This window comes from Janthinobacterium sp. SUN137 (assembly GCF_030587265.1).
In the GTDB taxonomy this organism is placed as follows: domain Bacteria; phylum Pseudomonadota; class Gammaproteobacteria; order Burkholderiales; family Burkholderiaceae_D; genus Janthinobacterium; species Janthinobacterium kumbetense.
In genome coordinates, this window is record NZ_JAPWHZ010000007.1 from 154,365 (window position 1) to 174,729 (window position 20,365).

The 20,365-nt window shown below is 61.9% G+C and carries 20 protein-coding genes; 7 read left to right on the plus strand and 13 right to left on the minus strand.

All coding sequences use genetic code 11. The features are described 5' to 3' along the window. Nucleotides 1-918 carry an ABC transporter ATP-binding protein gene (locus O3298_RS28475; RefSeq protein ID WP_289919910.1) on the minus strand — a complete coding sequence of 306 codons (918 nt, stop codon included), beginning with the start codon at nucleotides 916-918 and terminating at the stop codon, nucleotides 1-3. A gap of 257 nt (nucleotides 919-1,175) precedes the next feature. Here O3298_RS28475 and O3298_RS28480 point away from each other — a divergent pair, with 257 nt between their 5' ends. Beyond that, a complete protein-coding gene (locus tag O3298_RS28480; RefSeq protein ID WP_289914020.1) occupies nucleotides 1,176-1,685 on the plus strand; it encodes a GNAT family N-acetyltransferase in 510 nt (169 codons plus the stop codon). A 6-nt stretch (nucleotides 1,686-1,691) separates the two neighbouring features. Here the strand turns inward: O3298_RS28480 and O3298_RS28485 are convergent, their stop codons facing one another. Then, nucleotides 1,692-2,540 carry a hypothetical protein gene (locus O3298_RS28485; RefSeq protein ID WP_099666128.1) on the minus strand — a complete coding sequence of 283 codons (849 nt, stop codon included), beginning with the start codon at nucleotides 2,538-2,540 and terminating at the stop codon, nucleotides 1,692-1,694. A gap of 227 nt (nucleotides 2,541-2,767) precedes the next feature. Here O3298_RS28485 and O3298_RS28490 point away from each other — a divergent pair, with 227 nt between their 5' ends. Continuing rightward, complete coding sequence (locus O3298_RS28490) at nucleotides 2,768-3,505, plus strand: metallophosphoesterase (RefSeq protein ID WP_251351687.1); 738 nt, start codon at nucleotides 2,768-2,770, stop codon at nucleotides 3,503-3,505. Here the strand turns inward: O3298_RS28490 and O3298_RS28495 are convergent, their stop codons facing one another. From O3298_RS28495 to O3298_RS28515, 5 genes are all read right to left on the minus strand, one after another. After that, entirely contained in the window at nucleotides 3,506-4,849 is a 1,344-nt protein-coding gene (locus O3298_RS28495) for a sigma-54 dependent transcriptional regulator (protein ID WP_077398169.1), read from the minus strand. Beyond that, nucleotides 4,842-6,752, minus strand: a complete 1,911-nt coding sequence (locus tag O3298_RS28500) for an ATP-binding protein (RefSeq protein WP_305061131.1) — start codon at nucleotides 6,750-6,752, stop codon at nucleotides 4,842-4,844. The genes O3298_RS28495 and O3298_RS28500 overlap by 8 nt, the downstream gene beginning before the upstream one ends. A 121-nt stretch (nucleotides 6,753-6,873) precedes the next feature. Next, nucleotides 6,874-7,866 (minus strand): porin, encoded by a 993-nt coding sequence (locus O3298_RS28505; protein ID WP_305061132.1) that lies wholly within the window; start codon nucleotides 7,864-7,866, stop codon nucleotides 6,874-6,876. A 108-nt stretch (nucleotides 7,867-7,974) separates the two neighbouring features. Further along, nucleotides 7,975-9,288 (minus strand): dicarboxylate/amino acid:cation symporter, encoded by a 1,314-nt coding sequence (locus O3298_RS28510; protein WP_077398166.1) that lies wholly within the window; start codon nucleotides 9,286-9,288, stop codon nucleotides 7,975-7,977. Nucleotides 9,289-9,672: 384 nt separating this feature from the next. Then, entirely contained in the window at nucleotides 9,673-12,006 is a 2,334-nt protein-coding gene (locus O3298_RS28515) for a catecholate siderophore receptor Fiu (RefSeq protein ID WP_305061133.1), read from the minus strand. Between the two features lie 292 nt (nucleotides 12,007-12,298). Here O3298_RS28515 and nudC point away from each other — a divergent pair, with 292 nt between their 5' ends. Together nudC and folE are read left to right on the plus strand one after the other, a co-directional pair. Beyond that, a complete protein-coding gene (nudC, locus tag O3298_RS28520; protein WP_305061166.1) occupies nucleotides 12,299-13,138 on the plus strand; it encodes an NAD(+) diphosphatase in 840 nt (279 codons plus the stop codon). A gap of 74 nt (nucleotides 13,139-13,212) precedes the next feature. After that, complete coding sequence (folE, locus tag O3298_RS28525; RefSeq protein WP_099666133.1) at nucleotides 13,213-13,776, plus strand: GTP cyclohydrolase I FolE; 564 nt, start codon at nucleotides 13,213-13,215, stop codon at nucleotides 13,774-13,776. A 57-nt stretch (nucleotides 13,777-13,833) separates the two neighbouring features. On the opposite strand, the gene O3298_RS28530 is transcribed toward folE, so the two are convergent. Continuing rightward, the gene (locus tag O3298_RS28530; RefSeq protein WP_369811647.1) at nucleotides 13,834-14,652 is read right to left on the minus strand and encodes a helix-turn-helix domain-containing protein; all 819 of its coding nucleotides are present in this window, start codon (nucleotides 14,650-14,652) and stop codon (nucleotides 13,834-13,836) included. Nucleotides 14,653-14,846: 194 nt separating this feature from the next. On the opposite strand from O3298_RS28530, the gene O3298_RS28535 reads away from it, so the two are divergent. Continuing rightward, on the plus strand, nucleotides 14,847-15,284 hold the full coding sequence (locus O3298_RS28535; RefSeq protein WP_289914014.1) for a hypothetical protein: 438 nt from the start codon (nucleotides 14,847-14,849) through the stop codon (nucleotides 15,282-15,284). On the opposite strand, the gene O3298_RS28540 is transcribed toward O3298_RS28535, so the two are convergent. Further along, nucleotides 15,278-15,643, minus strand: coding sequence for a hypothetical protein (locus O3298_RS28540; protein ID WP_046683244.1), 366 nt, complete (start codon nucleotides 15,641-15,643; stop codon nucleotides 15,278-15,280). The two genes, O3298_RS28535 and O3298_RS28540, sit on opposite strands and share 7 nt — an antisense overlap. 73 nt (nucleotides 15,644-15,716) lie before the next feature. After that, on the minus strand, nucleotides 15,717-16,145 hold the full coding sequence (locus O3298_RS28545; RefSeq protein ID WP_218965295.1) for an EamA family transporter: 429 nt from the start codon (nucleotides 16,143-16,145) through the stop codon (nucleotides 15,717-15,719). A 288-nt stretch (nucleotides 16,146-16,433) separates the two neighbouring features. Here O3298_RS28545 and O3298_RS28550 point away from each other — a divergent pair, with 288 nt between their 5' ends. After that, nucleotides 16,434-18,080, plus strand: a complete 1,647-nt coding sequence (locus tag O3298_RS28550) for a methyl-accepting chemotaxis protein (protein ID WP_289914013.1) — start codon at nucleotides 16,434-16,436, stop codon at nucleotides 18,078-18,080. Between the two features lie 16 nt (nucleotides 18,081-18,096). Here the strand turns inward: O3298_RS28550 and O3298_RS28555 are convergent, their stop codons facing one another. Then, entirely contained in the window at nucleotides 18,097-18,522 is a 426-nt protein-coding gene (locus O3298_RS28555) for a hypothetical protein (RefSeq protein WP_251351680.1), read from the minus strand. A gap of 188 nt (nucleotides 18,523-18,710) precedes the next feature. On the opposite strand from O3298_RS28555, the gene O3298_RS28560 reads away from it, so the two are divergent. Next, the gene (locus O3298_RS28560) at nucleotides 18,711-19,409 is read left to right on the plus strand and encodes a glutathione binding-like protein (protein ID WP_305061134.1); all 699 of its coding nucleotides are present in this window, start codon (nucleotides 18,711-18,713) and stop codon (nucleotides 19,407-19,409) included. A gap of 7 nt (nucleotides 19,410-19,416) precedes the next feature. Here the strand turns inward: O3298_RS28560 and uraH are convergent, their stop codons facing one another. Both uraH and O3298_RS28570 read right to left on the minus strand, forming a co-directional pair. After that, entirely contained in the window at nucleotides 19,417-19,827 is a 411-nt protein-coding gene (gene uraH, locus O3298_RS28565; RefSeq protein WP_305061135.1) for a hydroxyisourate hydrolase, read from the minus strand. 11 nt (nucleotides 19,828-19,838) lie between these two features. Continuing rightward, nucleotides 19,839-20,333 (minus strand): heme-binding protein, encoded by a 495-nt coding sequence (locus tag O3298_RS28570; protein ID WP_305061136.1) that lies wholly within the window; start codon nucleotides 20,331-20,333, stop codon nucleotides 19,839-19,841. Between the last annotated feature and the right edge of the window lie 32 nt (nucleotides 20,334-20,365).

A 20,365-nucleotide genomic window follows, 5' to 3' on the forward strand; every position in this document is an offset into this window, starting at 1 on the left:
TTACGCCGCGACGGCGGATGGTGCCGCAGCGGGAACGGCGGCGCCGTTGCGGGCGGCGTTGCGCACATGCAAGAAGTACACGTCTTCCAGGTCCGGGGCGATCTGCACGAAGCCGCTGTCGGGCTGGCTGTCGGCATACACATTGATTTGCGGCTTGCCGCCCACCAGGCGCGTCGACAGCACATTGTGCGACTGCTGGTACTGCGCCAGCTCGTCCATGCCGACGCTGCGGCGCCACACCTTGCCGAGCAGGGTGTCGATGGCCGCCTGCGGCTCGCCTTGTACCAGCACTTGCCCCTTGACGATCATGGCCATGCGCGGGCACAGGTCCGTCACGTCGTCGACGATGTGGGTCGACAGGATCACCACCACCTGCTCGCCGATCTTCGCCAGCAAGTTCAGGAAGCGGTTGCGTTCGTCCGGGTCCAGGCCGGCCGTCGGCTCATCGACGATCACCAGGCGCGGCGCGCCCAGCAGCGCCTGGGCGATGCCGAAGCGCTGGCGCATGCCGCCTGAATACGTGCCCAGGTTGCGCTTGCGCGCTTCCCACAAATTGGTTTGCTGCAACAGGGCTTCCACGGCTTCCTTGCGCGGCCCCTTCTCCGTCAAGCCTTTCAGGACGGCAAAGTGGTTGAGCAGGGTTTCCGCGCTGACCTTCGGATACACGCCGAAATCCTGCGGCAGATAGCCGAGCTGGCGGCGCAGGCCGGCCTTGTCCTGCAGCACATCGATGCCATCGAAATGGATGCTGCCGCTATCGGGATCTTGCAATGTCGCAATGGTGCGCATCAGCGAGGACTTGCCCGCGCCGTTAGGCCCCAGCAAGCCGAACATTCCGTTGGGAATCTCCAGGCTGACATTGTTGATGGCCTTGACGCCATTCGCATACGTTTTGTTCAGCTGTTTGATCGATAGCATGTGCAGCACTCTCCAGAGCTTGGGTATGAAAGCCGGCAGATGCGTGTCTGCCGGTCTGTGGAAGGGGATCACCCTTGTTTTTCGTCAACCGCGATGGCGGATGTTACTTAAAAACAATAATATATAACCAATTGGAAGAAAATTAATGATTTTGCGACCAAGGGAGGAAATGCAGGCATGAAATGCGGGAGGGCGGGGGTGAGTGACGGTGATAAGATCGCGGACTGGATGGACGCCATCGTGCGGGAAAGCTCTTCATGCATGCAATAAACAAGGTCATCGCGTTGCGCGCCATTGCCCCGGGCGAAGAGGGCGCATTGGCGCAGCTGTTTCAACTGTACTGCTATGACAATTCCGCCTGGAGCGGCGAGGCGCTGCTGGCCGATGGTCGCTATGACGTGTGCGACGCAGGACTGGCGTCGTATGTGCATGCCGCCGGCCACACGGCCAGCTGGATCGAGGTCGATGGCGAACTGGCCGGTTTTTTCCTCACGGAGCCTGGCATGGCGGGTGAGCTGCCGGTGCAGGAATTCAGCGACTTTTTTATCCTGAAGAAATACCGGCGCCGGGGCGTGGCGCTGGAAGTGCTGCGCAGGGTGCTGCTGGACAGCGCGCAGACGTGGCTGGTGGCGACGTTTCGCGACGATGCCGCTGCCTGCGCGTTCTGGCGTCACGCGTTTGCGCGCCTGCCGTTTGCCAGGGTCGAGGCGTATGACGACCCTGCCTTGCCGCAGTTCCAGCTGACCTTGCTGAAACCGGCGGCTTGAGCGCGTTTAGAAGCGTACTTTCACATACGCCGACGGCCCCGTCAGGCGCACGTTCAGGTCGGCATCGCGTTCGCTGTCGCGGTGCAGCTTGATTTTCGAAATGCCGTAGTCGGCCACGAAACCGATATTTTTGAACGGAAACCATTCCACGCCGATATTGCCGCCGTAGATGTGGCCGTTGATGCGTCCGCCATTTTTCTTGATGCCCGACGCTTCCGCATACATGCGCAAGTCCGGTGTGAATGCGTGGCGCCAGCCCACTTCCAGCAGCGGCGCGAACGCGTGCTCGCCGATGGAATCGCGCGCCGTGGCCGTTTCGCCATTGACGATGCCGGTGGCCGTGCCGTTCAGGCTGGCGTGGTAGTAGGCGGCGCCCAGGCCGATGCCGAAGGTGTCGTTGCCGCTGCCCAGCCACCATTTATAGGCCAGCTTGGCCAGGTCCAGTTTTAAATCGGCATTCGCCGTGGCCGTGCCCGTGACGGGCTGGCCATTGATGATGGTGTCGCCTGTCAGGCTTGGCGTGTAGGATTTGTCGTAGCGGTAGTAGTCGAATGCCAGGCCATGGCGGTCGCCGATCAGCAAGTCCGCCTTGATGCGGGGGATGGTCGTGTGGCTTTGCTTCGATTCGGGCGCATCGATGCGGCCAAACTGCGTGTCGGCGCCGATATTGATGCGCGGATCGGCGGAAAACGCCCCCACCGAGATGCTGACGCGATCCAGCGCGGGCGACGGTTCCGCCCGCGCCGTGGCGGCGGCCGTGGCGACACCCAGCACGCCCAGCATCATGGTGCTGCGCAAGGCAAGATGGCGCAAACGTGGCGGGGTCAGGCGGGCGGGAACGGGCGTGGCAAACATGGGGCTACTCCTCAAGATAAAGTGAACGGGCCGCGACGTCGGGGCGGCTGGCGTGATGCGGTAATGCAATGAGGAAATGGTAGCAATTGTTACTTTTGGATCACGTAGCCGCACGACGCAAATTTCCGTCGGATTTGTCCTACCGTGTGTAAGAGCCGGTACACATGCCGGCATTGCCTGCAAGGGGGAACGCGGGCAGAATGGTGTGTACGAGGAGGAGACACCGCATGAAAATTGCCGCCATTTCCGATATTCACGGCAACCTCGATGCGCTCGAGGCCGTGCTGGCCGACATCGCCCTGCGTGGCGTGGACATGATCGTCAACCTGGGCGATATCGTCTCGGGCCATCTGCAGCCGCGCGCCACGGCGGCGCGCCTGATGGGGCTGGACTTGCCCACCATCCGCGGCAACCACGAGCGGCAATTGTTCGGCGACCCGGCCCGCATGGGCGTGTCGGACGCTTTTGCGCGCGCGCAACTGCTGCCTGAACAACTCGCGTGGATCAATGCGCTGCCTGCCACCTTGCGCTTGCGCAAGGATGTGCTGCTCGTGCATGGCACGCCGCAAAGCGATCTCGTGTATTTTCTCGACAGCGTCACGCCGCAAGGCAGCCGCGCCGCCACGCCGGACGAGGTGGCCGAACGCGCGGGGACGACGGACGCGGCCTTGATCCTGTGCGGCCACACGCACATGCCGCGCCAGGTGCGCTTGCCCGATGGCCGGCTGGTCGTCAATCCGGGCAGCGTGGGCTTGCAAGCCTACGACGACGACCATGGTTATCCGCACGTGATGGAAAACGGCACGCCGCATGCGCGCTATGCCATCGCCGAGCAGGGTGCCGATGGCGCCTGGACGGCGCAGTTGCACGCCGTGGCATATGACTGGGAAAAGGCGGCCCGGCTGGCGCTGGCGAACGGGCGGCCCGACTGGGTCACGCCCTTGCGCACGGGCCGGGTCGGCTGATCAGCGGAACTCTTCGGCTACCAGGTTGTACTTCTGCATCTTGTGGTACAAGGTTTGCTTCGGCAAGCCGAGCACCGCACTCACTTCACTGACGTTGCCGGAATATGCGCGCAGTTCCTGTTCGATCAGTGCGCGTTCGAAGCCGTTGACCTGTTCCGCCAGCGACAGGGGACTGGCCAGCCCGGCCGCCAGCAAGCTCGAGGCGCCGCCGGCGATGCCCAGCACGAAGCGGTCGGCGATATTGCGCAGCTCGCGCACATTGCCGGGCCAGGAATGGGCCATCAGGTTGCGCATCTGCGCGCTGGAGACGACGGGCGCGGCGCGGTTGTAGCGGGCGGCGGCGGCCAGCACGAAGTGTTCGAACAGGATGGGAATATCCTCGCGCCGTTCGCGCAGCGGCGGCAGATGCAGCACGATCAGATTCAGGCGGTAGTACAGGTCGCTGCGGAATTTCTGTTGCTGCGACAAGTCTTCCAGGTCCAGCTTGGCCGCCGCGATGACGCGCACGTCGACGGGCGTGGGCACGTTCGAGCCCAGGCGCTCGATATAGCGTTCCTGCAACACGCGCAGCAATTTGACTTGCAGGGACAGGGGCAGCGATTCGATTTCGTCGAGGAAGAAAGTACCTTGATCCGCGTGCTCGATTTTGCCCACCTGCCGCTTGGCCGCGCCCGTGAACGCGCCCGGTTCGTGGCCGAAGACTTCGCTTTCAAAAATGCTTTCGGGAATCGCGCCGCAGTTGACGGCGACGAAGTTGTGCTTGCGGCGGTGGCTGAAGTCATGCAGGCAGCGCGCCACCATTTCCTTGCCCGTGCCCGTGTCGCCATAGATCAGCACGTCGGCCGGTTCGTCTGCTACGTCGAGTATCAGGCGCCGTATGTCGCGCATCGCCACGGAATTGCCCAGCAGGCGAGCTTCGATGCCGCCGCCGTCCTCGAGCTGGCGGCGCAGGCTGTGCACTTCCAGGGTCAGGCGCCGCGTTTCCAGCGCGCGCAGGATGACGTCGACCAATTGCTCGGATGAATACGGTTTTTCGATGAAATCGTAGGCGCCCGTGCGCATGGCGTGCACGGCCATCGTGATGTCGCCGTGGCCCGTGACGAGGATCACGGGCAGGTTGGCGTCCAGCGTCTTGACCGCCTGCAGCAATTCCAGGCCGCTCATGCCGGGCAGGCGCACGTCGCTGACGACGATGCCGGGGAAATCCGGCGTCAGCAGTTTATAGGCCAGCTCGGCCGAGTGAAACGCCAGCACGTCCAGGCCGGCCAGCTGCAGGGCCTGCTCGCTGCCTTCGCGTACGGTGGGGTCGTCCTCGACCAGCAAGACCTTCAAGCCGTCAAACATGTTTTTCCTCCTGCGTTGCAATCTGTAGTTCGATGGTGAAGATGGCGCCGCCGCCGGGGGCGTTTTCGGCGCGCAGCACGCCGCCGAACTGGCGCGTGATCTGTTCGGAAATGGCCAGCCCCAGTCCCAGTCCCAGGCCTTGCGGCTTGGTGGTGAAGAACGGTTCGAACAGATGTTCGCACACTTCCGTCGACAGGCCAGGTCCCGTGTCGGCCACGTGGATCAGCACGTGCTCCTGCGTGCATTCGACGGCCACGCGCAGGCTGCGCACGTCGCTGCCATTCATGGCGTCGAGCGCGTTGGCGTACAGGTTCACCAGCACCTGTTCCAGGCGGTTGCTTTCGCACATGGCGAAGATGTCTTCGGGCGGCAGTTGCAAAGTAAAACGCACATTTTCCACCTGCAGCCGGCGTTCGACGAGGAACAGGGCGTTGCTGATCGCCGTGGGGATCGAGACGGACGTCAGGCTGGTCGTCGACTTGCGCGCAAAAATCTTCAATTGACCCGTAATGGTCCCCATCCTGGCCGCAATTTGCGAGATCTTCGCCAGGTTGCGCCGCGCGTCGTCGAGCCGTCCCCGTTCCAGCAGGATGACGGCATTGTCGGACATGGTGCGCAGCGCCGTCAGCGGCTGGTTGAGTTCATGCGTGATGCTGGCGGACATCTGTCCCAGCACGGCCATCTTGCCGGCTTGAAACAGTTCGTTTTGCGTGATGTGGAGTTTTTGCTCGGCCTTGCTGCGCACGTCGATTTCCTGGCTCAGGCTTTGCGTCATGGCATTGAGTTCCGACGTGCGTTCCTCGACCATGGCTTCCAGGTTGTCGTACGCATGCTGCAAGTCTTCGCGGGCGCGCAATTTTTGCGCCACGGCCGCGCGGCGCTGGCGCAGGTAAAAGAACAGCAGCATGAAAAAGCCCAGCAGCACGCAGGAAAAGGCGGCCGCGGCGCGCGCGCTGGCCTTGGCTTGCGCCAGGTCGGACAGGTAAATGAACGTCCAGCCTTGCGGGGACTTGAGCTTGATCTGCGTCATGACGCTCGAGCTGATCTTCGGCGGCGTGTCGGCGTGTTCCTGCTCGCGCACGCTGATCACGCGGGCGCCATTGCCCAGCTGGCGGTCGGAAACGAAGGGGATGGCTGCCAGCTGCTTCGAATAATACTGGCGCGTGCGGTTGAGTTCTTCGACGATGGCGGGCGACAGCGGCGCCAAGGTCTTGTATTTCCAGTCCGCCATGGAGCTGAGGAAGATCACGCCGTGCTCGTCGGCCAGCATCACCTTGTCGGCGCCCTGCACCCAGCGTTTTTCCAGGTTTTCCAGGTTCACCTTCACCGTTGCCAGGCCCAGCATGTGGCCATTCTGGTAGATGCCGTGGGCAAAGAAATAACCGGGCTCGAGCCGCGTCGTGCCCACGCCATAGAAGCGGCCCGGCGTGCCGCGCAGGGCGTCCTGGGCGTAGGGGCGGAACGAGATATTGTCGCCAATAAAACTATCAGGCTGCTGCCAGTTGCTGGCGGCCCGCGTGTTGCCGTCGAGGTTGCTGATGAAAATGGTCGATGATTTCGCCTGAGCATTCATTTGCTCGAGGTAATGGTTGACCGTATCGACCAGCACCGGGTCTTCCGGATGCTGCAGCAGGCGGATCACGTCGCGGTTCAGTTCCAGCGTCTTGGGCAGGAAATCGTATTTTTCCAGCGCATTTTCCAGGCTGCTGACATACACCTCGAGGCGCTGCGCGCCGCTGGCCTGCAGCTTGCCGATGGCGATGCGTTCGGTCCAGAAATACACGAGCCAAACGGTGGCCAGACAGGCGGCCAGCACCACGCCCCAGGCCAGCGTTTCGCGGCCCGACCGTTGCGACAGGCGCTTGCGCCAGGAAAGGGAGGGTTTCGTAGTACTGCTATTCATAAAATCAGCTGCCAACTTGCAAGAACCCACAGTATCGCATTTAAATATTGCGTAAAAAGAAAAAGCCGCCGGATATGCATCCGGCGGCTCACACTTCTATGTCACGGACAGCTCGACGTCCTTAGAAGGTATGGCGCATGCCCAGGTTAAAGCCGCTGTTGCCGGTGCCATTGTCCGTGGCATTGCCGACGACGAAGGTGGCGCCGTTCTTGTTGCTGATGTGGCCGTAACCGGTGTACAGGTCGCTGCGCTTGGACAGGGCGTAGAAGGCGCCGATGGCCCATTGCTGGGCGTCACGGTTGGCGTTGCTCTTGTCGTTGTGGCGGATGTAGGACGCGACCAGCTTGGTGGCGCCGAACGGGGCGCTGAAGCCGAGCAGGATGTCGTTGCTCTTGCTGTTGTCGAGGGCGCGGTTGTCGGCGTAGCCGAAGTTGCCTTGCAGCACGCCAAAGTCGTAGCGCGTGGCCAGCAGGGTGTTGCGCGTTTGCTGGGTCGCCAGCGCATTTTCCTTGCGGTGGTGCGTCAGGGTCACGTTCAGCGGACCGTCGATGTAATGCACGGCGCCGCCCATGCTGCGGTTCTTCGCATTGTCGCCAGCTACTTCGCCAAAGCCATACGCCAGGTCGGCCGACAGGTGGCTATAGGTCGGCGTGGTGTATTGCACCATGTTGTCGACGCGGATATTCGTCACCATCAGGTTCGATGCCGTGCCGGCCAGGCCGATGACGAACGGATCGGCCACGTCGCGCAGGGCCAGGTAGTACGGGGAATATTGGCGGCCCAAGGTGACGGCGCCGGCGCTGCCGGTCAGGCCGACATATGCCTGGCGGCCGAACAGCAGGCCGCCCTGGCCCGAGGTGCCGGTGTCGATATTGAAACCGCTTTCCAGCACGAAGGTAGCGGCCAGGCCGCCGCCCAGGTCTTCCTTGCCCTTGAAGCCGATGCGCGAGCCGGAAGCGACGCCGGATGCAACGCGGTTCAGGCGGTCTCCAGCCGCATCCTTGTCGAACACCAGGCCGGCGTCAGCCACGCCGTAGATGGTCACGCTCGATTGGGCCATGGCGCCGGTGGAGGCTGCGCCGAGGGTCAGCAGGGTAAACAGGACTTTTTTCATGAAAATCTCTCTAATAAGTTGGAATGACTACTGATCGCACTACCTGACTGCTTGTTACTCAACATCGACAACAAATAAATGGCCCGCTTGTGGCGGGCCATGGCGCTATCAGGCTTTGCTAGCGTGATCCGCTTCGCCCCAATGGCTTTCCGTGTTCAGGCTGGCCGCGTTGGCTGCGGCGGCTTCTTCCTCGGTGGCCAGGCCACCTTCCCACTTGGCGACGACGGCCGTGGCGACGGCATTGCCGACCGCGTTGGTGGCCGAACGGCCCATGTCGAGGAATTGGTCGACGCCCATCAGCAGCAGCAAGCCCGCTTCCGGAATATTGAACTGGTTCAGGGTAGCGGCAATCACCACCAGCGAGGCGCGCGGCACGCCGGCCATGCCTTTCGAGGTCAGCATCAGCAGCAGCAGCATGGTGATCTGGGTGCCGATCGACAGGTCGATGCCGTAGGCTTGCGCAATGAACAGCACGGCAAAGGTGCAGTACATCATCGAACCGTCGAGGTTGAAGGAGTAGCCCATTGGCAACACAAAACTGGAAATCTTGCGGTCCACGCCGAACTGGTCGAGCGCCGTCAGCAGTTTTGGATAGGCCGCTTCCGAGCTGGCCGTCGAGAATGCCAACAGGAACGGTTCGCGGATCAGGCCGACCAGTTTGAAGATGCGCGGGCCGATGACCACGAAACCGGCGCCGATCAGCAGGGCCCACAGGCACAGCAGGCCTACGTAGAAACCGCCCATGAACTTGGCAAACGTGACCAGCACGCCCAGGCCGTGGGTGGTGATGACGGAAGCCATCGCGGCGAACACGGCCAGCGGGGCCAGGTTCATGATGGTGCCGGTGATGCGCAGCATGACTTGCGCCAGCTGGTCGACGACGGCCGTCAGGGTCTTGCCCGATTCGCCCAGGCCGGCCAGTGCGCCGCCGAAGAAGATCGAGAATACCAGTACTTGCAGGATTTCATTGTTGGCCATGGCCTCGATCGGCGACTTCGGCACCAGGTGCGTGAAGAAATCTTTCAAGGTGAAGGCGGCCGTTTTCAGATTGGTCGACGCGTGGATGTCCGGCAATGGCAAACCGAGGTTGGTTCCCAGCTGCATCAGGTTCGATAGCACCATGCCCAGCGCCAGCGACACCAGCGAGGCCACCACGAACCAGCACATGGCTTTCAGGCCGATGCGGCCCGCCGTCTTGCCGTCGCCCATGTGGGCGATACCGACGGTCAGGGTGGAGAACACCAGCAGCGCAATGATCATCTTGATCAGGCGCAGGAAGACGTCGGTGACGATGGAAATATTGCCAGCGATTTGAGCGCTGAGCTTGGCATCAGGGAAAGCGGTGTTGCATCCATAGCCCACGGCAATGCCGAGGATCATGGCAATCAGGATGTACAGGGTTAATGGCCGTTTCTTTTTCATTTTGACTCCTCCGGTGAAACGCCGCTGTGAGCGGATTATTGATAGCGAGCAACTCAAGCTTGGAGTCAATATTTCTCAAAAACAAGCCCTTGCGTGCCAGCGATTATTTGCAGCAAAACCTGTACATAGCAAAGGATATGCCTGAAATGGGAATTTGGAACCTAACTTCTTAAGTTGTTGATTTAAGGAAGCTTTTTTGTTGTTTAGATGTCGCAACTTGGCGTGCTTGCGCGAAATATTGGACGCGGAGGGATATCGCTGTATGACTTTTCATACGCTAGTCGCGGCAGGGCGGCGGCGCGTCAAAAAGACAAGATTGGCAGGGCAATAAAAAAGCCCCTCCGAAGAGGGGCTTGATGTGACGCAATGCGTGTTCTCTTGACGTTAGAACTTGATATTCGCCGTCAGACTGAACGAACGTGGCTGGCCCGGGGTGTAGCGGAAGCCGGATTTGTTGATGGCCGCCACATAGGTCTTGTCGGCCAGGTTGTAGGCGTTCAACTGCACGTCGAGGTTTTTGTTGACGGTGTAGGTTGCCATGGCGTCGAAGACCCAATAGGCATCCACGCGGGCCGGCGTGCCGACGGCGCCGTCGGTGCCGCGCAGCATTTCACCCACGTAACGCGCGCCGCCGCCGATCTTCAGGCCGAATGGCAGGGTGTACGAAGTCCAGCTGGTGAACGCCTGTTTTGGCGTGTAGGTGAGGTTCTTGTCGCCGCTGGCCGTGAAGACCTTGTTCGACTCGACCTTGGTATTCATGCGGGTGTAGCCGGCGCTGACCAGCCAGTTCGGCATGATTTCGCCCACCACGCCCAGTTCCAGGCCTTGCACGCGTTTCTTGCCGGTCTGGTAATAAATGGTCGAGATGACGGGATCTTGCTCCACTTCATTCTTGACGGTGGTCTGGTAGACGGCGGCCGACAGCGACAGTTTTTGCTTCAGGAAGTCCCACTTGGTGCCGATTTCCTTGGTGATGGTTTCCTGTGGGTCATAGTTCAGGTTTTGCGCGCTGCTGGCGGCGGTGCTCAGGGCAAAATTGGTGCCTGGCGGTGCTTTCGACGTGGCCAGCAAGGCGTACACGCTGCTGTCCGGCGTCGGCTTGTACATGGCCGAGATCTTGCCGTTGGCCAGGGTGTCGCTCAGGGTCAGGTGGGTGGGAATTGGCGTGCCCACTGGCAATGGCTGTACCGCAGGCGCAGTCACGGCCCCTTGCAGGGCGACGGCGTCATACGTGGTGTTGAAATGGTCGAAGCGCACGCCGCCGTTGAAGAGCCACTTGTCGCCGAACTTGATGGTATCGAACATATACAGGCTTTGCGTGTTGACTTCGCCTTCGGTGAAGGCGCCGCTGCGCACAGGGTTGTGGCCGGTGACGGTGTCGCGCGGATTCGGCTTGTACAGGTTCGCTGCCGGCAAGGTGCCCAGGCTGGCGGGCACATAGCTGTAGTTGGTCTGTTTTTCGCTGGTGAACTCGGCGCCGGCCACCACGGAGTGCTTCAGCACGCCCGTGTCGAATTGCGCGCTGACCACGGTCTGGTTGGTCAGGATCGTGTTTTCCTGGTCCTTCACGGTGCGCAGCGAGCGCGCCAGGGTCCAGGTCGACGGATCGGTGGTGACCGGTGTCTTCAGGTTGCCCATGCTGCCCATGAAGGCCGTCAGCAGGTAGTCCTGCTGGGTCTTGCCGTAGCGCGTGGTGTTCTGGATTTGCACGTTGGGCGAGAAATCATGGTCGATGCGCAAGGTGCCCATGTCGGCCTTGATCTTGTCGTAGTCCGAGGTAGAACCGTAGAAATTCTTCGGATCGACCCTGGCGGCGCTGTTCAGGAAGCTGCGGATGACCGGTTGATCCTTCGTTGGAACGTCCGGTGTCGAGTAGCCCGGCAAGCCGATGGTCGGCACGCCGCCGTCGGGCACGTTGTTTTGATCCACGTGCAGGTAGCTGGCCGTGATGCGCGTTGGTTTACCGATGCCGAAGGTGACGGTGGGCGCGAAGGCCCAGCGCTTGTTCTTGACTTCATCGCGTGCCGGATTGCCGCTGTCCTGCGTCATCAGGTTCAGGCGCAAGGCCGTGCCCGTATCGCTGTCGAGGATGCGGTTCCAGTCGGCCGTGGCGCGTTTCTGCTTGCCGCTGCCCGCCGTCAGCAGCGAATTGAATTTGTTTTCCATGGTGGCCGTCTTGCTGACCAGATTGATCGAGCCGGTCGGCGAGCCGCGGCCGCTGTCGGTGCCCGCCGGGCCCTTCAAGACGTCGATCTGTTCGATGTTGAAGACGTCGCGCGAAATGGAACCCACGTCGCGCACGCCATCGACATAGATGCTGCCGGACGAATCGAAACCGCGCATGTAGACGGCGTCGCCCGTGTTCGTGTTGCCGTTTTCACCGAGGAAGAAAGTGCCCACGCCCGGCGTGTTGCGCAGCGCATCCGTCAGGGTCAGCGCGCCTTGCTGTTCGATCAATTCCTTCTTGATCACGACGATGGTTTGCGGCGTGTTGACCAGCTCCTCCGTGTATTTCGGCGACGAGGCTTTTTCGGCCTTGAAATCATTTTCCTTGGAACCAATGACCTTGACTTCGTTCAGGGTTTGCTGCGATGCAGGCGCGCTCTGACCGGCCGGATCGGCGGCCTGGGCGGCAACGGGCAGCAGCATCACGGCCAGGGCGGCGCCGATGTGCTGGTTGAAACGGGATTGGACGTGTTTGCGGCTCTTGATTGCCATCTTGCTCTCTCGATAAGGTCAGGGTAGTGGTTCCTGGCTGGCTGCGCGACGCTGTGCTGTGGCAAGCGGGCAAGTGGCTGGCGATGGACGGGTAGGCAGACATTGTAATTATTGGGCACTCATTCGTAAATGAGAATCGTTATCAGTCTCGTTTACGCAACGGATTGGGCGTGCCGCAAAAAAAACACTGTCATGGCCCATGAATGCTTGCTTTGCTGCATGGCCGCTGCTACGCGCGCAGGCGTCCGGCAGCGGGAGTATGATGAGCAACCTTTACAAATTTCCGCCAAGCATGCTGCAGACACCCGATGCCTTCGTCCCCCTGATCGATCCTCCCGAACCGGCCCCGGCGGCAGCCGACACGCTCACCTTCGTCTTTCACCGCGGGCGTTTATTGTTGCGCACGCCCGAGCTGACCCTGCCCACTGCCGCCGAGGCGGCCGCGCTCGATATCGACCTGAGCCGCGCCCAGCCCGTGGGCTTGTGGCAGGGCCGCTATTGCCAGACCGTCTGGACGGATGACGATGCCTTGCCCGCCGATGCCCCCCTGGCCTGGCACGGCATGCGCTCGCTGTTCCATGCCGTCGACGATGCTTTCCTGGGCCTGGCCAGCCGCGCCGCGCAGCTGGCCGAGTGGGCGCGCACGCACCGTCATTGCGGCGTGTGCGCCACGCCCATGCAGCGCACGCGCGGCGAACGCTGTTTCACCTGCGCCGCCTGCGGCATGCTCGCGTATCCGCGCATTTCGCCCGCCATGATGGTACTCATCCGCAAGGGCGAGCAAGTGCTGCTGGCCATGCACAAGCATTCGCCATCGCAGCGTTTCAGTCCCCTGGCCGGTTTCCTGGAAGCGGGCGAATCGATCGAGGAAGCCGTGCACCGCGAAGTGATGGAAGAGGTAGGCTTGCGCGTGCATAACCTGCAGTACTTCATGAGCCAATCCTGGCCGTTTCCCCATTCGCTGATGATCGCGTTTACGGCCGATTACCTCGATGGCGAGATCCGCCTCGACGAGAACGAGATCGTCGAGGCGCGCTGGTTCGGCCCCGGCGATGCGTGGCCGGAAGCGAGTTCCAGCGTGTCGATTTCCGCGCTGCTGGTGCAGGCGCACCGCCCGCCGGCAGTGCCGTAAAGCGGGGGCTGCTCAGGCAGCTTGCCGCATTTTCTATATACTGGCGGCAATTGCAAATTTTAGGGTGGTTTAGCATGTCTCAAGAATTCTCCGAAAACGACTGGCGCCGGCTCATCAGCAGCTTTGGTGAAGATCCGCAGCGTCCTGGCTTGCTGGAAACGCCGGCGCGCGTGGCAAAAGCCTGGAAACATTGGACCTCCGGCTATGGCCAGGATCCGGTCGATTTGTTGAAAGCCTTTGAGGATGGCGCGGAACAGTACAACGAGCTGATCGTCGTGCGCGGCATCCCCGTCTACAGCCATTGCGAACACCATCTGGCGCCGTTCTTCGGCAAGGCTACCATCGGCTACGTGCCCAATGGCAAGATCGTCGGCCTGTCGAAACTGACGCGCCTCGTCGATTGCTTCTCCAAGCGCCTGCAAGTGCAGGAACGCATGACGATGCAGATCGCCAATGCCTTGATGGAAGTGCTGGAACCGAAATCGGTGGGCGTGGTCGTACGCTGCCGCCACCTGTGCATGGAAAGCCGCGGCATCCGCACGCCGGGCGAAGAAACCATCACCTCGGCCATGCTGGGCGAGATGCAGCCGAACCTGGCGCTGCGTACGGAGTTCCTGGCGCTGGCGCGCGAAGTATGATGATTTAAACGATGATGCAAGACGAAGGCGGCATATGCCGCCTTTTTTTATGCGTTTTTATATTTTCCTGGATTCCCGTTCCGCCAGGTAGCGGGCCGGCGGCTTGCCCACCGCCTTGCGGAACATGGTGACAAAACCGCTGGTATTTTCATAGCCGAGTTCCAGCGCCACCGCTTTCACGCTGTGCCCTTGCGCCAGCCGTTGCAAGGTCAGGATGACGTGCAATTGCCGGCGCCAGCGGCCCACGCTCATGCCCATTTCCTCCAGGGATTGCCGGGTCATGCTGCGCTCGCTCATGCCGATGCGGCTGGCCCACTCGGCCAGCGTGCGTTTATCGGCAGGCTGGGCCAGCAGCAGGGCGGCCAGGCGGCGCAGCCGCGCATCGCGCGGCATCGGCAAATGCAAGTCTTCCACGGGAGCGGCCGCCAGTTCATCGAGCAGGGTGAGCACCAGGCGTTCCTGCGCGCCCTGCAGCGCGGCCAGGGTGGGAAAACCGGCCGCCTTGGCGATCAGTTCGCGCAGCAATGGCGAGACGGCCACGGTGCAGCAGACGGCGGGCAAGGCCGGCGCCATGCTTGGCTCGACAAACAGGCAATAACATTGCGCCTCGCCCACGCCCTGCGCCGCGTGCATCAGGCCGCCCGGTATCCACACGGCGCACTGGGGCGGCACGATCCACACGCCGCTTTCCACCTCGCAATGAATCACACCCCGCGTGGCATACAGCAACTGTCCCTTGCGGTGCTGGTGCGGCGCCTGTTCCGCATCCTCGGGCACGCTGGCCAGGCCCACGGCCAGCAAGGGACGCAGCACACCATCGACATCGAAATCGAGGATGGAGGCGTCGTCGTCCAGGCCCAGGCGGGCCGTCAGCATGTTGGGCAGGAGGGGATGGGGCATGGGAAGACTTTGGCTGGATTGAATAATATTGTGGCTATTTTATGCAATGACGCGCAGCACTGCCAACGCTATCGTATGGGCATCCGCAGCCCCGCTTCCACGGCAACCGCCGCCGCCAGTGTTCTGATGAAGGTGAGGAGGAACGGCAACCCCCTTGAAGGAGTCATCCCATGCAACTCGATTTTTCCACATTCCCCCTCGTCTGGATGCGCCGCGACGGCGCGGCAGATACCCAGGCCGATGTGCTGTTTGCCCAGTTCGACGCGCTGCTGGCGCGCCGGCAGGCGTTTGTCATCCTCAGCGAGGAAGGTTTTGACGAGGACGGGCATGAACACCCGCAGGCGGAGCGCAAGCGCGCATCGCTGTGGATGAAGCAGAACAAGGCCGCCATCCGCGCGTATATCCAGGGCATGGTGCTGATCGAACCGAACGCCGCCAAGCGCCTGGCCGGCAAGGCCTTTGCCGTCTTATTTGGCAAGTTCTGGGGCTATCCCCTGCATTTCGGCACCAGCCGCGACGACGCGCTCGACATCGCCCAGCATTTGCTCAGGGTGTGGCTGCCGCCGCAACTGCCGCCGGGCGGCGGCAGCACGGCTGCGCATCAGTAGCGGTAGTCATTAATAAAATGCTTGGTGAAGTTGTACTTGCTGCCGCCGTCGAGCAAGTCGACCAGGCGTTTCGGCGCCGAGGCAGACATGAAGGCGTCGGCCGCGCCGCCTGTGCTGCGGAACTTCATGCCGGGGCTGAGGATCTGGTTGGCGCCGATCTTCAGGTGCTGGAAGCTTTTCGTTTTTTCATTGTTGAGGATGAAGTGCAATTCCTGCTTGAACGTCAGGAAGGGGATCTTCAGCCACCAACCTTCGTCCGTGCCATAGCTGGCGACGCTGGCAAAGTGCGTGTTCTTGTCCGTCAGGGTGGGTTTGCCCAGGCGGTCGTTGATGCGTTTCATGGCTTCATTCTTGGTCATGCTGTTCTTTCGTGATTCGATCTATGCGGCGTGCATTCTGACACAGGCGCGCCGCCGCGTGCCGTGGAATGCGTCACAGCAGCAAAATCAGCGAGCCGAGCACGATCAAGCCGCCACCGAGGGCCCCTTTCAGCGTGAACGGTTCGCCCAGCACCAGCCAGCCGGCCAGCATCACCAGCGCCACGCTGAGCTTGTCGACGGGCGCCACCAGCGACACGGGCCCCAGCTGCAGCGCGCGGAAATAGCATAGCCACGACAAGCCTGTGGCCACGCCCGAGGCGATCAGGCAGGTCCAGCCCACCCAGTTGCCGCCGGCGGGCCGCTGCCACTCCGCGCGCAGCGAGATGATGGCCGCCGTCACCAGCAGGATGACGCCCGTGCGTATCAAGGTGGCCATGTTGCTGTTCAGGTGGGCCACGCCCAGCTTGCCCAGGATGGCCGTCAGGGCCGCGAACACGGCCGACAGGATGGCAAAGCCTTGCCAGCTCATGGTGGTGGACATGGAACTCCTTGCGCGGTGGGGAATGGGAGTGACTGTAGCGCAAAAGAACGGCGGCCGCTGGCCCCAATTTTATTGCAACGCAACATCAATTCTCATCAATTGTCGCAACGCATTAACAACACTGGGCAAAATTCATTGCTTCCTGGCATTGTAAATATCGGTCGTTCGAGCGTATGCTGAAGCAGTCTGAACGGTGCCGCCAGAGCACCGTCGCCGCCGCATTCCTGGCCAGCCGAGCTGGAAGCGGGCCACGCCCCTTTGCCGCAAATAGATAGTTGGAGACACAGCATGAAGAAATTGACGTTCCAGCAAAAGTTATGGATTCCCCTGATTTGCAGCCTGTTGTGCATCACCGTTATTTTTGTCTATAACGCCCTGGAAGTGCGCAAGATCCGCATCGAAGAGCGCAGTGCCGACCTGAGCAATGCCGCCGACCTGGGCCTGGGCGCCGTCAAGATGTTCGGCGACCTGGCTGCCAGCGGCGCCCTGACGAAGGAAGAAGCGCAGAAGCAGGCCACGGCCGTCATCAAGAGCATGCGTTTCGGCGAGACCGGTTATTTGTCCATTATCAACCTCGATGCCGTCGTCGTGATGAATCCCGCCGCGCCGCAAACGAACGGCAAGAACATGTCGGATTTTAAAGATGCCAACGGCACCTATCTGTACCGCGACATCGTTGCCGTCGGCAAGAGCGATGCGGGCAAGGGCTTCGTCCATTACTATTTCCCCCGTCCCGGCCAGAAAACCCCCGAACCGAAGATGAGCCGCGTGGTGGCCTACAAGCCATGGGCCTGGACCCTGGTGGTGGGCGTGTACATGGATGATATCGATGCGGCCTTCCGCCAGTCGCTGCTCACCTCGCTGGGCGTGCTGGTACTGGTATGCGGCTTGCTGGCGGCCGTCGTCGTGGTGATCAACCGCAGCCTGCGCCATGCGCTGGGCGGCGATCCCGAGTATGCGGCCGACGTGGCGGAAAAGATCGCGAATAACGATTTGAGCGGCGTCGTGCGCACGCATGCCAACGACCGCCACAGCGTGCTGTACGCGATGAAAACCATGCAGACCAACCTGGTCGATGCGATCAGCGAAATCCGCCACAGCGCCGAGACGATTGCCACGGCATCGAGCGAGATTGCCAGCGGCAATATGGACTTGTCGGCGCGCACGGAAATGCAAGCCAGTTCGCTGGAAGAAACGGCCGCCTCGATGGAGGAATTGACGTCGACCGTGACGCAGAACGCGGGCAACGCCGTGCAGGCAAATGAATTGGCGCAGTCCGCTTCCGCCGTGGCCCGCCAGGGCGGCGCCGTGGTGGCGCAAGTGATCGGCACCATGGATACCATCAACGCTTCGTCGCGCAAGATCGTCGACATCATCGGTGTCATCGACGGCATCGCCTTCCAGACCAACATTTTGGCCTTGAACGCGGCCGTGGAAGCGGCGCGCGCGGGCGAACAGGGACGCGGCTTTGCCGTCGTGGCGTCGGAAGTGCGCAACCTGGCGCAACGCTCGGCCGGCGCGGCGAAGGAAATCAAGGAATTGATCGGCGCTTCCGTCGACAGCATCGCGGCCGGCAGCACCCTCGTCGCACAGGCGGGCACGACCATGGATCAGGTGGTCGCTTCCGTTTCGCGCGTGACCGACATCATGGCCGACATCACGGCCGCCTCGCACGAGCAAAGCACGGGCATCGGCCACGTCAACCAGGCGATCACGGAGATGGATAGCGTGACGCAGCAAAATGCGGCACTGGTGGAAGAGGCGGCGGCAGCGGCGTCGAGCATGCAAGACCAGGCGGCCGTGCTGGCGCAACTGGTGGCGCGCTTCAAGCTGTCGGCGCAGGAATCGGGGACGGCGCCGCGCCTGGCGGCAAGCTCGGCTGGCGCGCCACGCGCCGTGGCGAAAAAGCCGCTGCGCAGCCTGGCGGCGCGCTAGGGGTTTCGTTCAGGACTTACTGGGCTGGCGCCGCCGCTTGCGGCGCCGGTTCGAATTCCAGCTTGTCATCGACGACCACGAATTGCCCGATCGGCTGGCCCAGGTCGGCTTTCGGGTCGTTTTCCATTTCCGTCAGCTCATTGCAGGTATTCGTTTCCGCCTGCCACAGCTGCTTGCCCATGCGGATATTCCAGATGCCGTCGCCGGCCGCAAACAGCTCGACGGTGATGTCGGCCGGCGCATCCGTCGACAGGGTATGCAGGCGCTGGCATTGCGGCAAATTGGTCGCCATCAGCTGCACTTCCACGGTATCTTGCCAAAAATAACGTTGCTGGCGGCGCACGGTCAGGGAATGGTCTTGCCCATCGAACATATAGATGGCGAAGTCCTGGACACAGCCTGACAGCAGGACGGACAGCGTGACGATCAGGAGTTTGCGCATGGTCGGCTTTCTTTGTTTGTGCTCTGGAATGTCGGGATGCCTGCGTGACGGCGCGAGTGGGCGCTTGCCTCGCTTGGGCGCCGTCTTGTTTTTCGCTTACGTGGCATTATATCCATGCATATCAGTTGCGGCGCGACAATAGTGATGCGGAGGCCGCCTGCCCTACTTATCTACCTGGAAAGACCACGATGATCGACCTGTATTACTGGACCACGCCCAACGGGCACAAAGTGACGATGTTCCTGGAAGAAGCGGGCATCCCCTACAAGCTCATTCCCGTGCATATCGGCAAGGGCGAACAGTTCCAGCCCGAGTTTCTCGCCATCGCGCCGAACAACCGCATCCCCGCCATCGTCGACCAGGCGCCGGCAGATGGCGGCGCACCGCTGTCCCTGTTCGAGTCGGGCGCCATTTTGCAATACCTGGCCGAGAAAAGCGGGCAATTCCTGCCGGACGACCTGCGCGGACGCGCCGAAGTCATGCAGTGGCTGTTCTGGCAAATGGGCGGCCTGGGGCCCATGGCCGGGCAAAACCACCATTTCGTGCAATATGCGCCCGAACCCATCGAGTACGCCATCACGCGCTACGTGAATGAAACGAACCGGCTGTACGGCGTGCTGAACAAGCGCCTGGCGGACCGTGCATTCGTGGCCGGCGACAGCTATTCCATCGCCGACATGGCGATCTACCCGTGGATCGTGCCGCACGCCCGCCAGCGCCAGAAGCTGGAAGATTTCCCGCACCTGGCGCGCTGGTTCGCGGCCATCGCCGCCCGTCCCGCCACCGTGCGCGCGTATGCGCGGGCGGCCGAAATCAATGTGCAGCCGACCGTCAGCGGCGACGCGAAAAGCGTGCTGTTCGGACAGACGGCGAAGACGGTGGCGTGACCGACGGTCAGTTTCCCCGGTAAGTGGAAAAACCGAAAGGACTGAGCAGCAAGGGAATGTGATAGTGCTGGTCGGTCTTTTCCACGTGAAATTGCACGGGGATTTCCGGGAAAAAAGTTTCCTGTTTCAGGCGCGCATAGTGCTCGCCTGTCTTGAACACGATGCGGTAATCGCCCGCCTGCATGGGCGTATCGGCCGGATACATGGCCGCGATGCGCCCCTGCGCATTCGTCACGGCGCTGCTCAATTGCTTCCAGTCATCTCCCTTCTTTTGCTCCAGGGTCACCGTCACGTCCGCCGTCGGCTGGCCGCTTTGCAGGTCGAGGATGTGCACGCTCAAGGGATTGGCGGCGGCCAGGGCCGTGCTGGACAGGCTGGCGAAGGCCAGGGCAGCGGTGATTTTTTTCAGACAAGTCATCGTTGTTGCTTTCAAGGTGGGGTGGAATCGAGTTCAGGGAGGGCGGCGAGCGCCGCCTGGGCGCAGGCACGGTCTTGCAGGGCGCCACCGCCACCGGCGACGCCGACGGCGCCAACCACTTGCCCCTGTGCCATCAACGGCAAGCCGCCGCCCAGCAGCAACAGTTCCGGCACGGTGGTCAAATTGCTCATGTCCGGATTGTTGCGGGCCGCCACGGCCAGCGCATAGGTATCGGTTTTGGTGGACAAGGCCGTGTACGCCTTGCGCCGGCTGGCCTCCGTGTTGTGCGGCCCGACGCCATCGGCGCGCTGCACGGCGACGACATTGCCGCCATGGTCCAGCACGGTGACGACGATGTGCCGGCCCTGCGCCTGGCACGCGGCCATGGCTGCGCTGGCCAGCTTGTTGGCCGCCGCCAGCGGCAGGTCATTGATGCTGCGCAATTGCGCGTGGGCGGGACTGGCCAGCAGGCACAGCAGGGTACTGCCGAGTAACAGGGTTTTCATGTGGCGTCCAGGAAACAAGATGGCGCCAGTAT

What these genes read in the sequence shown, in the direction of transcription:
- O3298_RS28475 (WP_289919910.1), bottom strand. Translation starts at nt 918, where the DNA reads ATGCTATCGATCAAACAGCTGAACAAAACGTATGCGAATGGCGTCAAG.
- O3298_RS28535 (WP_289914014.1), top strand. Translation starts at nt 14,847, where the DNA reads ATGCAACTCGATTTTTCCACATTCCCCCTCGTCTGGATGCGCCGCGAC.
- O3298_RS28530 (WP_369811647.1), bottom strand. Translation starts at nt 14,652, where the DNA reads ATGCTGACGGCCCGCCTGGGCCTGGACGACGACGCCTCCATCCTCGAT.
- O3298_RS28505 (WP_305061132.1), bottom strand. Translation starts at nt 7,866, where the DNA reads ATGAAAAAAGTCCTGTTTACCCTGCTGACCCTCGGCGCAGCCTCCACC.
- O3298_RS28545 (WP_218965295.1), bottom strand. Translation starts at nt 16,145, where the DNA reads ATGTCCACCACCATGAGCTGGCAAGGCTTTGCCATCCTGTCGGCCGTG.
- nudC (WP_305061166.1), top strand. Translation starts at nt 12,299, where the DNA reads ATGCTGCAGACACCCGATGCCTTCGTCCCCCTGATCGATCCTCCCGAA.
- O3298_RS28570 (WP_305061136.1), bottom strand. Translation starts at nt 20,333, where the DNA reads ATGAAAACCCTGTTACTCGGCAGTACCCTGCTGTGCCTGCTGGCCAGT.
- folE (WP_099666133.1), top strand. Translation starts at nt 13,213, where the DNA reads ATGTCTCAAGAATTCTCCGAAAACGACTGGCGCCGGCTCATCAGCAGC.
- O3298_RS28500 (WP_305061131.1), bottom strand. Translation starts at nt 6,752, where the DNA reads ATGAATAGCAGTACTACGAAACCCTCCCTTTCCTGGCGCAAGCGCCTG.
- O3298_RS28510 (WP_077398166.1), bottom strand. Translation starts at nt 9,288, where the DNA reads ATGAAAAAGAAACGGCCATTAACCCTGTACATCCTGATTGCCATGATC.
- O3298_RS28490 (WP_251351687.1), top strand. Translation starts at nt 2,768, where the DNA reads ATGAAAATTGCCGCCATTTCCGATATTCACGGCAACCTCGATGCGCTC.
- O3298_RS28485 (WP_099666128.1), bottom strand. Translation starts at nt 2,540, where the DNA reads ATGTTTGCCACGCCCGTTCCCGCCCGCCTGACCCCGCCACGTTTGCGC.
- O3298_RS28495 (WP_077398169.1), bottom strand. Translation starts at nt 4,849, where the DNA reads ATGTTTGACGGCTTGAAGGTCTTGCTGGTCGAGGACGACCCCACCGTA.
- O3298_RS28540 (WP_046683244.1), bottom strand. Translation starts at nt 15,643, where the DNA reads ATGACCAAGAATGAAGCCATGAAACGCATCAACGACCGCCTGGGCAAA.
- O3298_RS28515 (WP_305061133.1), bottom strand. Translation starts at nt 12,006, where the DNA reads ATGGCAATCAAGAGCCGCAAACACGTCCAATCCCGTTTCAACCAGCAC.
- O3298_RS28550 (WP_289914013.1), top strand. Translation starts at nt 16,434, where the DNA reads ATGAAGAAATTGACGTTCCAGCAAAAGTTATGGATTCCCCTGATTTGC.
- O3298_RS28480 (WP_289914020.1), top strand. Translation starts at nt 1,176, where the DNA reads ATGCATGCAATAAACAAGGTCATCGCGTTGCGCGCCATTGCCCCGGGC.
- uraH (WP_305061135.1), bottom strand. Translation starts at nt 19,827, where the DNA reads ATGACTTGTCTGAAAAAAATCACCGCTGCCCTGGCCTTCGCCAGCCTG.
- O3298_RS28560 (WP_305061134.1), top strand. Translation starts at nt 18,711, where the DNA reads ATGATCGACCTGTATTACTGGACCACGCCCAACGGGCACAAAGTGACG.
- O3298_RS28555 (WP_251351680.1), bottom strand. Translation starts at nt 18,522, where the DNA reads ATGCGCAAACTCCTGATCGTCACGCTGTCCGTCCTGCTGTCAGGCTGT.